This is a genomic window from Bradyrhizobium sp. STM 3562 (assembly GCF_045571435.1).
Taxonomy (GTDB): Bacteria; Pseudomonadota; Alphaproteobacteria; order Rhizobiales; family Xanthobacteraceae; genus Bradyrhizobium.
The window spans coordinates 7,922,981-7,938,044 of record NZ_CP120694.1; the positions used below are offsets into that span (position 1 = coordinate 7,922,981).

Sequence of the window (15,064 nt, forward strand, 5' to 3'; positions counted from 1 at the left end):
GCGCGAAGCGCCGGGTGAGGGGTTACGCTCTCTCGTTGAAGCTGCGGCCCCTCACCCGATTTGCTGCGCAAATCGACCTCTCCCCACTGGGGAGAGGTGGACCCGCGATGCCGTTGCAGTTCAATCAGAACCCTTCACGCTTTAGGGAGCGCGAGGCCGATGGAGCTTTTCATCAACCAAATCCTGGCCGGCATCTCCACCGGCGCGATCTATGCCTGCATGGCGCTTGCGGTGGTGATGATCTACCAGGCGATCGACCATCTCAATTTCGCGCAAGGCGAAATGGCGATGTTCTCGACCTTCATCTCCTGGCAGCTCATGCAATGGGGCATGCCCTATTGGGCGGCGTTTTTCATCACGATTGCGCTGTCCTTCGCCGGGGGCATCGCGATCGAGCGCGTGATGTTCAAGCCGCTGGCAAAAGCGCCGATCCTGACCAACGTGGCGGGTTTCATTGCGCTGTATTCGATCATCAACTCGTCCGCGGGGCTGATCTGGGATTTCACCATCAAGCAATATCCGACTCCGTTCGGCTCGGCGCCCTTCCTCGGCAGCCAGCTCATTTCGACCCACCAGGCCGGCATGATCGGCGTCACCATCCTGCTCCTGATCGGGCTTTACGCCTTCTTCCGGTATACGCGGGTGGGATTGGCCATGCGCGCGGCAGCCTCGCTGCCTGAATCGGCGCGGCTGGTCGGCATCAACACATCCTGGATGATCGCGCTCGGCTGGGGCATGGCAGCCGCGATCGGCTCGATTGCGGGGATGATGATCGCGCCCGTGGTCTTCCTTGAGCCCAACATGATGCTAGGCGTCCTGATCTACGGCTTTGCCGCCGCGGTGCTCGGCGGGCTGACGAGCCCCTTCGGCGCGGTGATCGGCGGCTTCCTCGTCGGCATCTTCGAGAACCTCGCCGGCACCTACATCCCCGGCGTCGGCAATGAACTGAAACTGCCGATCGCCCTGGCGCTGATCATTTCCGTCCTCGTCGTCAAACCCGCCGGACTGTTCGGCCGGCCCATCGTGAAGCGAGTCTGAGCATGAGCGCTGCTGTCGAGGAAGTCGTAACCGAGGCGCCTGCGGTAGAGGCCGTTCCCAAGCGGGCCATGACGCTCGGCACCGGCACATCGCTGACGGTGCTGGCCCTGCTGGTCGTCGCGCCACTGTTCGTCAAGAACTTCATCATCTTCCAGATGACGATGCTCCTGGTCTATGGGCTCGCCGTGCTGGCGCTCAACATCCTGACCGGCGGCAGCGGCCAGTTCTCGCTGGGCCAGAGCGCGTTCTATGCAATCGGCGCCTATACGTCGGCGGTCCTGATGGAGCAGTACAATGTCAATTACGTGCTGACCCTCCCGATTTCGGGCGCCTTGTGCTTCGCTGCGGGCTTCCTGTTCGGCCAGCCGGCGCTGCGGCTGTCCGGCGTGTATCTTGCGCTCGCGACCTTCGCGCTCGCAACGGCGATGCCGCAGCTCCTGAAGCTGAATTTCCTGGAGCCCTGGACCGGCGGCGTGCAGGGCCTGGTCGTGACCAAGCCTGACGCGCCGTTCGGCCTGCCGATGTCGCAGGACATGTGGCTCTATTATTTCACCCTGGTGATCACGATCGCGATCTACATCGCCTCGGTCAATCTGCTGCGCTCGCGCTCGGGCCGCGCCTTCATGGCGATCCGCGACAACGAGATCGCGGCCTCCGCCATGGGCATCGACGTTGCGTTGTACAAGACGCTGGCATTCGGCGTTTCCGCCGGGATCACTGGCATTGCCGGCTCGCTCGGCGCCATCGTCGTGCAGTTCGTCGCGCCCGACAGCTACACCATCACGCTCGCCATCGCGCTGTTCCTCGGCATGGTGGTCGGCGGCGTCGGCTGGCTGCCCGGATCGATCGTGGGCTCGGCCTTCATCATTTTCGTGCCGAACATCGCCGAGAGCATTTCGAAAGGATTGTCGGGTGCGGTATTCGGCGTGCTCTTGTTCCTCGTCATCTTCGCCGTGCCGCACGGCGCAAGACAGGTTGCGATCGTCTGCCAGCAGACGCTCGCGAAATACAAGAAGCGGTAAGTGAAGCGGTATAGTCCTTGGTTGGACTGAATGATCCGCGCGGCCGGTTTACCTTGCCCCGCTCTTCTTCGCCGAGGCTTTAGCTGATGCGGGGCGGGCGAGCAACGCGTTCTTTACTCAAGCAAGGAGAAATGATGCTTTCGCAAAAACTAAGAATCGCCGCGCTTGCGACGGCGGTCGTCTTCTCTACCTCCGGCGCGGCACTCGCGCAAAAGAAATACGACGCCGGCGCCAGCGATACCGAGATCAAGATCGGCAACATCGTGCCCTATAGCGGCCCTGCCTCCGCCTATGGCGTGATCGGCAAGACCGAAGAGGCCTATTTCAACAAGATCAATGCCGAAGGCGGCATCAACGGCCGCAAGATCAAGTTTATTTCATACGACGACAGCTACAGCCCGCCGAAAGCCGTGGAGCAGGCACGCAAGCTGGTCGAGAGCGATGAGGTCCTCTTGATCTTCAATGCGCTCGGCACGCCCTCGAACTCGGCGATCCAGAAATATTTGAATGCCAAGAAAGTGCCGCAGCTCTTCGTCGCCACCGGCGCCAGCAAGTGGAACGACCCCAAGAACTTCCCCTGGACCATGGGCTGGCAGCCCTCCTACGAGAGCGAGGCGCATATCTATGCGAAATATCTGCTCCAGGAGAAGCCCGACGGCAAGATCGGCGTGCTCTATCAGAACGATGATTTCGGCAAGGACTATCTCAAAGGGCTCAAGGACGGCCTCGCGGACAAGAGCTCCATGATCGTCGCCGAGGAAGGCTACGAGACCTCGGAGCCTTCGATCGACAATCACATCGTCAGGCTGAAAGCTTCCGGCGCCGATGTCTTCATCTCCGTCACCACGCCGAAATTTGCGGCGCAGGCGATCAAGAGGCTTGCCGAGATCGACTGGCACCCCCTGCACATCGTCTCCAACGTGTCGGCCTCCGTCGGCGGCGTGCTCAGGCCGGCGGGCTTCGAGAACTCCCAAGGCATCCTGTCGTCGGCCTACGCCAAGGACGGCTCCGATCCGCAATGGGACAACGATCCCGGCATGAAGAAATTCTATGCGTTCCTGGAGAAATATTATCCGGAGGGCGACAGGCTGAACGCCTCGACGGTGTACGGTTACGGCGTGGCGCAGACGCTGGTGCAAGTGCTCAAGCAATGCGGCGACGACCTGACCCGCGAGAACGTGATGAAGCAGGCCGCAACCTTGAATGATTTCGAGCCGGACACGCTCCTGCCCGGCATCAAGATCAACACGTCGCCGACCGATTTCGCTCCAATCAAGCAGCTCCAGATGATGCGCTTCAAGGGCGAGAAGTGGGAGTTGTTCGGCCCCATCATGAGCGGCCAGCTCAACGAGCAAAGCAGCATCCAATGATACCTGTGGGTTCCCCGCAGCTCGCCCGTTAGACTAAATGACGCCCCCCGCGATGCTGTCGCGGGGGGCTTTATATTGCTGGTACCTCGCAACGGGTGTTGAATGTGGGCCGGAGCGTCAGGAGGACGCGCCCAACAAACGTGGGAAGCGTCAACGCCCGCACGCCAGACGAGCGGAGCGCGAGCAGACCTCCCAACAATCACAAGGAGACGCATTCACCGACCAGGGAGAACACCATGCCTGCATTCGAATGGCGCTGGGCGACCTTTTCGGCCGCGCTCGCGATAGCCGTTGCGATGTCCCCGGCAGCGCTGGCGCAAGGCAAATATGACACCGGCGCGAGCGATACCGAAATCAAGATCGGTAACATCATGCCCTATAGCGGCCCGGCCTCTGCCTACGGCGTGATCGGACGGACGGAAGCGGCCTACTTCAACAAGATCAATGCGGAAGGCGGCATCAACGGGCGAAAGATCAACTTCATCTCCTATGACGACGGCTACAGCCCGCCGAAGACCGTCGAGCAGGCACGCAAGCTGGTCGAGAGCGATGAGGTGCTCCTGATCTTCAACTCGCTCGGCACGCCGCCGAACTCGGCGATCCAGAAATACATGAACGCGAAGAAGGTGCCGCAGCTCTTCGTCGCCACCGGCGCAACCAAGTGGAACGACCCGAAGGATTTCCCCTGGACCATGGGCTGGCAGCCCAACTACCAGAGCGAGTCGCGCATCTACGCGAAATACATCCTCAAAGATCATCCGAACGGCAAGATCGCCGTGCTGTACCAGAACGACGACTATGGGAAGGATTACCTGAAAGGATTGAAGGACGGGCTTGGCGCCAAGGCCGGCTCGATGATCGTGGCCGAGGAAAGTTACGAGACCACCGAGCCGACGATCGATTCCCACATCGTCACGCTGAAGGCGAGCGGCGCCGACATCTTCTTCAACGTCACCACGCCGAAGTTCGCGGCACAGGCGATCAGGAAAATCGCCGAGATCGGCTGGAAGCCGGTGCACTTCCTCAACAACGTCTCGGTTTCGATCGGCAGCGTGATGAAGCCGGCCGGCTTCGAGAATGATCAGGGCATCATCTCCTCGGCTTATCTGAAGGATCCCACCGATCCGCAGTGGAAGGACGACGCCGGGATGAAGGAATGGAGTGCATTCCTGGACAAGTACTTCCCTGATGCCAACCGCAGCGACATCAACGTGGTCTACGGCTACACCGTGGCCCAGGGCCTGGTGCATGTGCTCAAGGCCTGCGGCAACGATCTCACCCGCGCCAATGTCATGAAACAGGCGGCGAATATCCGGGATCTCGAGCTCGGGATGTTCCTGCCCGGGGTCAAGGTCAACACCTCGCCGACGGACTTTGCGCCGATTTCGCAATTGCAGCTCGAGCGCTTCAAGGGCGATAGCTGGGAGCGCTTCGGCGACGTCATCTCGTCCGACGTCGGCGGTTAGCCCCGAGCGCCCCGTCGCGAACTTCAGCACCAAGACGGCAGCCCCTGCGGCTTTTCGCGGGGGCTTTCCGTTTGACCGTTTTCGCAAAATGGTATCGACTACATCCGATCAGAAAAGAGCTCCCGGTCAAGAGAGCCGCGACACGATCGACATTTTTCAAAAAAGGGAGAGAACGTAATGCCTGTTATCGCCACAAGGCTGGCCGTAGCGTCGACCGCCCTTGTCCTGTTCGCCACTTCGATTGCCGCCGCGCCGGCCGCGGATAAGAAATATGACACCGGCGCCACCGACACTGAAATCAAGATCGGCAACATCATGCCCTATAGCGGCCCGGCGTCCGCCTACGGCCAGATCGGCAAGACCGAGGCCGCCTATTTCAGGAAGATCAATGCCGAAGGCGGCATCAACGGGCGCAAGATCAACTTCATCTCCTATGACGACGGCTACAGCCCGCCGAAGACCGTCGAGCAGGCGCGCAAGCTGGTCGAAAGCGACGAGGTGCTGTTCATCTTCAATTCGCTGGGCACGCCGCCGAACTCCGCGATCCACAAATATATGAATGCGAAGAAGGTGCCGCAGCTCTTCGTCGCCACCGGCGCGACCAAGTGGAACGACCCGCAAAACTTCCCCTGGACCATGGGCTGGCAGCCCAACTACCAAAGCGAGTCGCGCATCTACGCGAAATACCTTCTGAAGGAGAAGCCCGGCGCCAAGATCGCGGTGCTCTACCAGAACGACGATTACGGCAAGGACTATCTGAAAGGCCTGAAGGACGGGCTTGGCGCCAAGGCCGCCTCGATGATCATCGCGGAAGAAAGCTACGAGACCACCGAGCCGACCATCGATAGCCACATCGTCAAGCTGAAGTCGACCGGCGCCGACGTGTTCGTCGACATCACCACACCGAAATTCGCGGCGCAAGCGATCAAGAAGGCGCACGAGATCGACTGGAATGCGCTGCACATTCTCAATAACGTCTCGGCCTCGGTCGGCAGCGTGATGAAGCCGGCCGGCTTTGAGAATGCGCAAGGCATCATTTCCGCGGCCTATCTGAAGGACGTCTCCGACCCGCAATGGAAGGACGACGCCGGGATGAAGCAGTTCCTCGACTTCATGGCCAAGGATTTCCCCGAGGGCGACAAGCTCGCCAACGAACCCGTGGTCGGCTACAGCGTCGCGCAGACGCTGGTGCAGGTGCTCAAGCAATGCGGCGACAATCTCACGCGCGAGAACGTGATGAAGCAGGCGGCAAACCTGAAGGACTTCCGCGTCGAGATGCTGCTGCCCGGCATCACCATCAACACATCCCCGAGCGACTTCGCCCCGATCAGCCAGCTTCAGCTCCAGCGTTTCAAGGGCGAGAAGTGGGAGCTGTTCGGCGACGTCATCTCCGGCGACGTCGGCGGCTAGCCTGCGCCGCAACGCCTGAAATTCGCGCCCGCAAGCTTAGAGCGCGATGCATCATCGCGCTCTGGTTTTGGAGCATGATCTCTTCGGAAAACCGGCGCCCACTTTTCCGGATCATGCTCTTGCGGGGGTTTTCTTTTGAGCGGAGACGAGGGATAAGCGAATGCGATGTCCTTCTCTCGATGCTTGCGGAAAAAATGACCGACCGACGCCCTCTCCTGCGCGCAATCTTCGACGCGGCCGTGGCCGCTGCCCATCCCGATGTCGTGCTGGCGCCACATCTGTCGCCGCCGCCATCCGGCCGCGTGATCTGCCTCGCCGCCGGCAAGGGCGCCGCTGCCATGGCGGCCGCCGCCGAGCGGCACTATCTCGACGCGCTCAAGCTCGATCCGGCGCGGCTTTCCGGCATTGCCACCACGCGCCACGGCCACGGCGTGCCGACGCGGCGCATCAAGGTGATCGAGGCCGGCCACCCGATGCCGGACGAGGCAGGCATGAAGGCCGCGGAGGAGACGCTGCGGCTGGCTGAGAGCGCGCAGGCGGAGGATCTTCTGCTGGTGCTGTTGTCGGGCGGCGGCTCCGCCAACTGGATCGCGCCGGCCGACGGCATCAGCTTTGCGCAAAAGCAGCAGTTGACGCGGGCCCTGCTGCGCTCAGGCGCGCCGATCGGCGAGATCAACACGGTCCGCAAGCATCTGTCGCGCATCAAAGGCGGGCGACTGGCGCGCGCCGGCCAGCACGCTGCCGAGATCGTGACGCTCGCGATCTCCGACGTGCCGCGCGACGATCCGTCCGCGATCGCCTCGGGCCCGACGGTGCCCGATCCGACCACGCTTGCGGACGCGCGCGCGATCATCGCCAAATATGGCCTGGAGGTGGATGAGGCGATCCGCCGCGCGCTGGAGGACCCGCGCAACGAGAGTTGCAAGGCGAGCGATCCCGCCTTCGCCCGGGCGCGCTACGAATTGATCGCGAAACCGAAAGCTTCGCTCGACGCGGCGATCGCCCGCGCGCGAGCGGCCGGCTATGAGATCGTCGATCTCGGCGCCGATCTCGAAGGCGAAGCACGCGAGGTCGCCGCCGACCATGCCCGGCTGGCGCTCAAGGCGCGCAGCGAGGGCCGCCGCAGCGCGATCCTCTCCGGCGGCGAGCTCACGGTGACGGTGCGCGGCAATGGCCATGGTGGTCCCAACCAGGAATACGCGCTGGCGCTGGCGGATCTCTTGAAGGATACGCCTGACGTTGCGGCGCTCGCCGGCGATACCGACGGTGCCGACGGCGGCGGCGGCAGCGCGAGCGATCCCGCCGGGGCGATTATCGATGCGAGTACCTTCGCGAAGATGAAATCGCTCGGGCTCGATCCGCGCGCATATCTCGACAACAACGACGCCACCGCGTTCTTCGCGGCGACCGGCGATCTCCTGCAGACTGGCCCGACGCTGACCAACGTCAACGACATCAGGGTGATTTTGGTGGAGTAAGGGCACGTCATTCCGGGGCGATGCGAAGCATCGAACCCGGAATGACGGCCGTAGGGTGGGCCAAGCGAAACGTGCCCACCGTCCAAAGCCGCGTTGCAATGGTGGGCACGGCGCATGCGCGCCTTTGCCCACCTCTTCCGAATCCTACTTCCCCGCGACATACTGCAGCAACGCCAGCAGGCCCTTGAGCAACGCGGTGGGTGATGGCGGGCAGCCGGGAATGTGCAGATCGACCGGCACCACATCGGACACGCCGCCGAGGCAGGCGTAACTGCTCCTGAAAATGCCACCATCGGCCGCGCAGCCACCGACAGCCACGACCCATTTGGGATCGGGCGTGGCGTTATAGGCGCGAAGCAGCGCCTCGCGCATGTTCTTTGTCACGGGCCCTGTGACCATCAGGACATCGGCGTGGCGTGGCGAGGCGACAAAGCGCAGGCCGAAACGCTCGAGGTCGTAGAAGGCGTTGCTGAGCGCGTGAATTTCCAGCTCGCAAGCATTGCAGGAGCCGGCGTCGACCGCCCGGATCGACAGCGAACGTCCAAGCCGCGCCTGCGCCGCTTTGTCGACGCTCCTCGCCAGCTCGGCGAGGGCCGCTTCATCCGGCGCGGGCGGCGCTTCGGTGAGCGGGCCGTGCGTGAGGCTTTCGAGCAAGGTCCTTCGCATCGCATACGCCTTACAAATCGGCCCCGGAATAGGAGCAGTTGAAGGATTTGTTGCAGAGCGGGAAATCGGCGATGATGTTCTTCTCGATCGCGGCCTCCAGCAGCGGCCACTGAAACCAGGAGGCGTCGCGCAAATGACAGCGCCGGATGCGGTTCTCAGTGTCGAGCCTCAGCCAGACCAGCACGTCGCCGCGGAATGCCTCGACCAGGGCCATGCCCTCGCGCACCTCGCCGCTCGGCTTGAGCTCTGTCCTGATCTCGCCGCGCGGCAGGCGGTCGAGGATCTGATCGATCAGCGCAAGGCTCTGTTCGACTTCGCGGATGCGGATCCAGACCCGCGCATTGACGTCGCCGGCCTCCAGCACCGGCACTTCAAACGACAATCGATCATAGGGCGCGTAAGCGAAGTTTCGCCGCGCATCGAAGGCGCGGCCAGCCGCGCGACCGACATAGCCGCCGGCGCCGAAGCGGCGAGCGTATTCCGCCTTGACGATACCGGTCGTGACGGTGCGGTCCTGTAACGAGGCGGTGTTGTCATAGAGCTCGACCAGGCGCGGGAACACTTTGCGGATTTCGGCAAGCAGCGCCCGCACCTCCTCCACGCCGCCGGAGCCGATGTCGCGCGCAACACCGCCCGGCACGATCATATCCATCATCAAGCGGTGGCCGAAGCAGACATCGGCGGCGCGCAAGACCCGCTCACGCAGGATGCCGGTCTGGGCCAGCATCAGCGCGAAGGAGGCATCATTGCAGATGCCGCCGATGTCGCCGATATGATTGGCAAGCCGCTCGAGCTCGGCCATGAGCGCGCGCAAATAAGTCGCACGCGGCGGTGCTTGCGTATTGAGCGCTGCTTCAACGGCGCCTGCAAACGCAAAGGAATAAGCGACCGTGCTGTCGCCGGAGGTGCGGCCCGCGAGCTTTGCTGCCGCTTCCAGCGAGGTGTCCTGCATCAGCTTCTCGATGCCTTTGTGCACAAAGCCGAACCGCTGCTCCACCCGCACCACATGCTCGCCGTTCGCCGCGAAGCGGAAATGACCGGGCTCGATGATCCCGGCATGGATCGGCCCGACCGCGACCTGGTGCAACGCCTCGCCCTCGGCGGGCAGGAATCGATAAGGGGTTTTCCCACCCGCGGCCGTATTACTGCCGAGCGGCGCGTGCACGCCCCACACGCCGTGATCGAGCCACGGCCGCGTATCGCCGGCGCCGACCGCTTCGAGCCCGAAGAGATCGCGAATGCTGCGTTCGAGCCGCAGCGCCGGCGGATGGGAGACGCTGACGCTAGGGATTTTTCCCGATGCGCATTGCAGGCTGATGACCGCGACATCGCTCGCGCCGCCGAGCAGCGCCATGTGCACGACGTCCACCTCGCCCCAGAGGCCGAGCAGCGTGAGTTCCCCGCCGGCGAGAAGCTCGATCGCCTTCAACCAGCCCTCCTCGCCGACGTCAGCGCGCGGCCACGGCCGATGCGGCGACGAAGTGGAGTGATGCGGGATGCCGTCGAGCAGAGCCATCGAGCTTACCCCAACAATCGCGCGACGTTCTGAAAGCCGTTCACCAGGGCCGGGGGCAAATAGACGCCGGCCATGCAGACCAGCGCCAGATGGGTGAACATCGGCACGTAAGAGGCTTCAGCCGGCTTCGTCGCGCCCTTCGGCTCGCCGAACATCACGACATTGATGCGCAAGAACAACCCGCCCAGCGCGATCAGGATGCCGAGCACCAGGAGGGCCGCGAGGTAAGGCGAGCGGGCGAACGTTGAGGTGACGACCAGGAACTCGCTCATGAAGATACCGAGCGGCGGCAGGCCGACGATGGCGACGACGCCGAGCATCAACCCCCAGCCGAGCACCGGGTTGGTGACGGTGAGCCCGCCGATGTCGGCGATCTTCTGCGTTCCCTTGACCTGCGCGACATGGCCGACCGCAAAGAAGATCGCCGACTTGGTCAGGGAATGCATGGTCATGTGCAACAGACCTGCGAAATTCGCGAGCGGCCCGCCCATGCCGAAGGCGAACACGATGATGCCCATGTGCTCGATCGAGGAATAGGCGAACATGCGCTTGATGTCGCGCCGGCGGTAGAGCATCAGGCTCGCGAAGATGACGGAGATCAGGCCCATCACCACCATCAGCGGGCCCGGCGCGATGGTGCCGACGGAAACCGCGAGCATCATCTTGAAGCGGAGCAGCGCGTAGAGTGCGACGTTGAGCAAAAGCCCGGACAGCACCGCCGAGATCGGCGTTGGTCCCTCGGCATGGGCATCGGGCAGCCAGGCGTGCAGCGGCGCCAGGCCCACCTTGGTGCCGTAGCCGAGCAGCAAAAACACGAAGGCGACATTGAGCAGCGCGGGATCGAACTCGGCGGCGCGTTTCACCAGCACCGTCCACACCATCGCGTCCAGCCCCTCCCCGATCACGGGCCGCGCGGCCATGTAGACCAGGATGGTGCCGAACAGCGCGAGCGCGATGCCGACGCTGCCGAGAATGAAATATTTCCAGGCCGCTTCCAGCGCCTCATGGGTGCGGTAGATGCCGACCATCAGCACCGTCGTCAGCGTCGCGACCTCGACCGCGACCCACATCAGGCCGATATTGTTGGCGACCAGCGCAAGGTTCATCGCGAACATCAGCGTCTGGTACATCGCGTGATAGAAGCGCACGAAGGCGGGCGTCAGTCGCCCGATCGCGATTTCATGGCTGATATAGCTCGCGCTGAACACGCTCGTGGTGAAGCCGACGAAGGTGTTGAGCACGATGAACACCTTGTTGAGGTCGTCGACCAGAAGATACTGGCCGGACACCGGCTCGATCACGAACAGCGACAAGGCCGTCAGGAAGGTGAACAGCGCCGCCACCACGTTGATTGCGGCGCTGAGCCGGTAATCGGGCATCAGCGCGAGGATCGCGGCCGACGCCGCGGGGATGAGCAGGATGGCGGCGAGCGCGTCGATCGTCATCGGCGTTCTCCCCGGAAGCGGTCCAGCGCCTGGATATCGACGCTGTCGAAGCGCTCGCGAATGCGGAACAGGAAGATGCCGATAACGATGAAGGCGATCAGCACCGAGAAGGCGACGCTGATCTCCACCACCAGCGGCATGCCCTTGGCACCGGTCGCCGCCAGCACCAGACCGTTTTCCAGCGACATGAAGCCAACCACCTGGCTCACCGCATTGCGGCGGGTCACCATGATCAGAAGCCCGAGCAGCACCACCGAGAGCGCAAAGGCAAGATCCTCCCGCGCCAACGCGTCAGCACCGGGCGTAATGCGCAGCATCACCACCATCGACAGCGCGACGAGACCGATGCCCGCCAACATGGTCAGCCCGACGCTGACGGCGGTCTCGATCTCGCGGTGAATGCCAAGGCGGACAATGATCCGGTGCAGGGCGACCGGAATGATGATGCCCTTGAAGACCAGCGCGATGAAGGCGGTGACATAGAGATGCGGCGCATCCTGGATGAAGGCCTGCCAGGCGACCGACAGCGCCAGCACCAGCGCATGCAGCGCATAGACGTTGAGGAGCGCGGTGAGCCGGTCCTGGTACAGCATCATGAAGCTTGCCAGCACCAGCGTGCCCGCGAGCAGATGAGCGACGTCGAATTCAAGGCCGTGCATGGCTCACAGGCTCCCCGAAACGAAGCGCAGCAGCGTCGCCAGCAGCGCCAGCATGAGCGCCGCGCCCAGGAACTCCGGTATCCGGAACACCCGCATCTTGGCGATCGCGGTCTCGAACACCGCGAGCGCGACGCCGCAGGCCGAAAGCTTGACGATGTAGGCGAGCGCGCCGACCGCGAGCGACCGCACGCCGGCCTCCGGCAGGGCGGCGCCCCATGGCATGAAGATGCAGGCGACCATCGAAATATAGAGCAACAGTTTGAGCTGCGAGGAGAGATCGATCAGCGCGAGATGCCGCCCCGAATATTCCAGCACCATCGCCTCATGCACCATGGTGAGTTCGAGATGCGTCGCCGGGTTGTCGACGGGAATTCGCCCGTTCTCGGCGATGGCCACGATGGTTAACGCGACCAGCGCAAGACCGAGCGACACGCGCAGGCCCACCGCGCTCGACCCCATGAATTCGGCGATGGTCGAGAGCTGGGTCGAGCCCGCGATCATTGCCACCGAAAACACCATGATCAGGATCGCGGGCTCGGCGAGCGAGGCGATCATCACCTCGCGGCTGGAGCCGATGCCGCCGAAGGCGGTGCCGACATCGAGCCCTGCGAGCGCAAGGAAGAAGCGCGCGCTGCCGAGCAGCGCAATGATGGCGATGAGATCGGCCGACCAGGAGAACAACAATCCACCGCCGAAGGTCGGCACCAGCGAGGCCGCGACCCAGGTGCCGGCGAAGATGATGTAGGGGATGACGCGGAACAGCCAGGAGGCGTTTTCGGCGAGCACCACGTCCTTGCGCATCAGGCGGATCAGGTCGCGATAGGGCTGCAACAGCGGCGGGCCCTGCCGGCGCAACAGTCGCGCCTTGATCTTGCGGACGAAGCCGGTGAGCAACGGCGCGAGCAGGAGCACGAGCAGCATCTGCGCACCCTGCGAGATGAGATCGTGGATCATGCTCATATCGCGAGCACCAGGAGCAGCACGATCAGCGCCACGAATACCAGCGCGAGATAGCGGCGGATGGTCAGGAATTGCAGGACGTTGATGCGCTCGGTCGCAAAGCCGATGGTCTTTGCGATCGGGGCATAGAGCGCTTCCCAGATCAGATCATGCATGTCGACCACGAGTCGCGCCGGCGCGGCCGAGCCCGGGGGCGGCATCTCGCCGATCTCGCGCGCGGCAAAGATGGTGGTGCCGAATACGCGACGGATCGGCTGCGAGAAGCTGGATGCGGTGTATTGGATCGCAGGGCTGGAATCGGGGAAGCCGCAGTCCCAGGCCGGTGCGCGGCGGAAGCGATCGGAGGCCAGGCGATGAATTGCGATCGAGGCGATCGAGCCGGAGAGCAGCACGAAGGCGAACAGCAGGAGACCGTTATAGGAGCTGCGGCTTTCCGCGATCGGCACGATGGTCAGCCATTGCAGGCCGGCCTGGTGCGGCATGCTGTTGCCGACCATTGCGGTCGCGACCGGCCCGAGCGCATCGATGAAGAGGCCAGGGAAAATGCCGGCCACCAGGCAGAACGCGGCCAATGCGAACAGGGCGGCCAGCGAGAAGCGATCGACCTCCTGCGCGCCGCCGGCCGCCTCGCCGCGCGCGCGGCCGAGAAAGCTAATGCCGTAGAGTTTGACGAAACAGGCGGCCGCAAGCGCCGCGGCCAGCGCCAGCAGCCCGCCGACGGCGGGAATGATCAGCTTCAGGCCCCAGGACGGCAATTGCGGGCTAAGCAGGATCGCCTGGAATGTCAGCCATTCCGAGACAAAGCCGTTGAAGGGCGGCAGCCCCGAGATCGCGACGCAGCCGATCAGCATCGCGACCGCCGTCTGCGGCATGCGGTGGATCAGCCCGCCCAGTCTTTCCATGTTCCGCTCGCCGGTGGCGTTGAGCACGCACCCGGCACCGAAGAAGAGCAGGCTCTTGAAGGCGGCGTGGTTGAGCACATGAAGCAGTGCCGCGGTGAAGGCGAGCGCGGCGACCCAGGCCATGCCTTCGGCCTTGAAGGCGAGCGCGAGGCCGAGCCCGACGAAAACGATGCCGATATTCTCGATCGTCGAGTAGGCCAGCACGCGTTTGATATCGCGCTGCATCAGCGCATAGAGCACGCCGAGCGTGGCGGATGGGCCGCCGATCGCCAGGACGAGCATGCTCCACCACCATTCCGGCGGACCGAGCAGGTCGAACACGATGCGGACAAAGCCGTAGATCGCGACCTTGGTCATGACGCCGCTCATCAGCCCGGAGACATGGCTCGGTGCCGCGGGATGCGCGAGCGGCAGCCAGGCATGCAGCGGCACCAGACCGGCCTTCGATCCGGCTCCGAGCAACGCCAGCAGCAGGACCGCAGTCGAGAGCATCGGCGTCAGATGCGTGGCGCGGATGCTGGCGAAATCATAATTGCCGCCGCCACCTGCGAGCACGCCGAAGGCGAGCAGCAGCGCCAGCGTGCCGAAGCTTGCCATCAGCAGATAGACATAGCCGGCGCGGACATTCTCGCTCTCGCGGTGATGGGCAACCACGAGCGCCCAGGAGGCGAGCGACATGAACTCCCAGGCAACCAGGAAGCTGAAAGCGTCATCCGCCAGCACGACCGCGTTCATGGCGGCAAGATAGGCCGAATAAAACGGCAGCACGCGCCCCTGCGAATGCTCGTGCCGGCCGTAGCCCAGCGCGAACAGGCTCGCTGCCGCGCCGCCAAAATTGACCACGGAGAGAAAGAAGGCGGCAAGCGGATCGATGCGAAAATGCGCCCCCAACCAGGGCAATCCAACGGGCAGCGTAGTGCTCAGCGTCGGATGCGCCGGATCGAGCAGAACCGAAAGTGCGATGACGCAGAGCGCGAGGGTCGCAACCAAGCTTGCGCCATAAACCACGGCCGAGCCGCGCGCATGCATGGCGAGCGCAATTCCCGCTGGGGCCAGCGCCAGCAACACAGCGACACAAGTCAGCGCCGCGGCGATCATGGCCGCGTCCACCTATCGATGGCCGCGCGCGCGT

Annotated in this window: 12 protein-coding genes; 6 read left to right on the forward strand and 6 right to left on the reverse strand. The window is 63.6% G+C overall.

Annotation, left to right across the window (positions count from 1 at the left end; genetic code table 11):
• Positions 1-159 precede the first annotated feature (159 nt).
• The 6 genes from P6U23_RS36640 (at position 160) to P6U23_RS36665 (ending at position 7,784) form a co-directional block, all read left to right on the forward strand.
• Entirely contained in the window at positions 160-1,038 is an 879-nt protein-coding gene (locus P6U23_RS36640) for a branched-chain amino acid ABC transporter permease (protein WP_407177140.1), read from the forward strand.
• Between the two features lie 2 nt (positions 1,039-1,040).
• Positions 1,041-2,060 carry a branched-chain amino acid ABC transporter permease gene (locus P6U23_RS36645; RefSeq protein WP_407177141.1) on the forward strand — a complete coding sequence of 340 codons (1,020 nt, stop codon included), beginning with the start codon at positions 1,041-1,043 and terminating at the stop codon, positions 2,058-2,060.
• A gap of 131 nt (positions 2,061-2,191) precedes the next feature.
• Positions 2,192-3,430, forward strand: coding sequence for an ABC transporter substrate-binding protein (locus tag P6U23_RS36650; protein WP_407177142.1), 1,239 nt, complete (start codon positions 2,192-2,194; stop codon positions 3,428-3,430).
• Positions 3,431-3,666: 236 nt separating this feature from the next.
• The gene (locus P6U23_RS36655; protein WP_407177143.1) at positions 3,667-4,896 is read left to right on the forward strand and encodes an ABC transporter substrate-binding protein; all 1,230 of its coding nucleotides are present in this window, start codon (positions 3,667-3,669) and stop codon (positions 4,894-4,896) included.
• 177 nt (positions 4,897-5,073) lie between these two features.
• Entirely contained in the window at positions 5,074-6,306 is a 1,233-nt protein-coding gene (locus P6U23_RS36660; RefSeq protein ID WP_407177144.1) for an ABC transporter substrate-binding protein, read from the forward strand.
• Positions 6,307-6,500: 194 nt separating this feature from the next.
• A complete protein-coding gene (locus P6U23_RS36665; RefSeq protein WP_407177145.1) occupies positions 6,501-7,784 on the forward strand; it encodes a glycerate kinase in 1,284 nt (427 codons plus the stop codon).
• Positions 7,785-7,928: 144 nt separating this feature from the next.
• On the opposite strand, the gene P6U23_RS36670 is transcribed toward P6U23_RS36665, so the two are convergent.
• Genes P6U23_RS36670 through hyfB form a run of 6 tightly spaced genes read right to left on the reverse strand, consistent with a single transcriptional unit; the run spans position 7,929 to position 15,030 of the window.
• Positions 7,929-8,450, reverse strand: coding sequence for an NADH-quinone oxidoreductase subunit B family protein (locus P6U23_RS36670; protein WP_407177146.1), 522 nt, complete (start codon positions 8,448-8,450; stop codon positions 7,929-7,931).
• Between the two features lie 10 nt (positions 8,451-8,460).
• A complete protein-coding gene (locus tag P6U23_RS36675) occupies positions 8,461-9,966 on the reverse strand; it encodes a hydrogenase expression protein HypE (RefSeq protein WP_407177147.1) in 1,506 nt (501 codons plus the stop codon).
• Between the two features lie 5 nt (positions 9,967-9,971).
• Positions 9,972-11,411, reverse strand: coding sequence for a hydrogenase 4 subunit F (locus P6U23_RS36680; protein ID WP_407177149.1), 1,440 nt, complete (start codon positions 11,409-11,411; stop codon positions 9,972-9,974).
• Positions 11,408-12,070: a hydrogenase-4 component E gene (locus tag P6U23_RS36685; RefSeq protein WP_407177150.1), complete on the reverse strand. Its 663-nt coding sequence runs from the start codon at positions 12,068-12,070 to the stop codon at positions 11,408-11,410. The genes P6U23_RS36680 and P6U23_RS36685 overlap by 4 nt, the downstream gene beginning before the upstream one ends.
• Before the next feature lie 3 nt (positions 12,071-12,073).
• The gene (locus P6U23_RS36690; protein ID WP_407177151.1) at positions 12,074-13,030 is read right to left on the reverse strand and encodes a respiratory chain complex I subunit 1 family protein; all 957 of its coding nucleotides are present in this window, start codon (positions 13,028-13,030) and stop codon (positions 12,074-12,076) included.
• Positions 13,027-15,030 (reverse strand): hydrogenase 4 subunit B, encoded by a 2,004-nt coding sequence (hyfB, locus tag P6U23_RS36695; RefSeq protein ID WP_407177152.1) that lies wholly within the window; start codon positions 15,028-15,030, stop codon positions 13,027-13,029. The genes P6U23_RS36690 and hyfB overlap by 4 nt, the downstream gene beginning before the upstream one ends.
• Between the last annotated feature and the right edge of the window lie 34 nt (positions 15,031-15,064).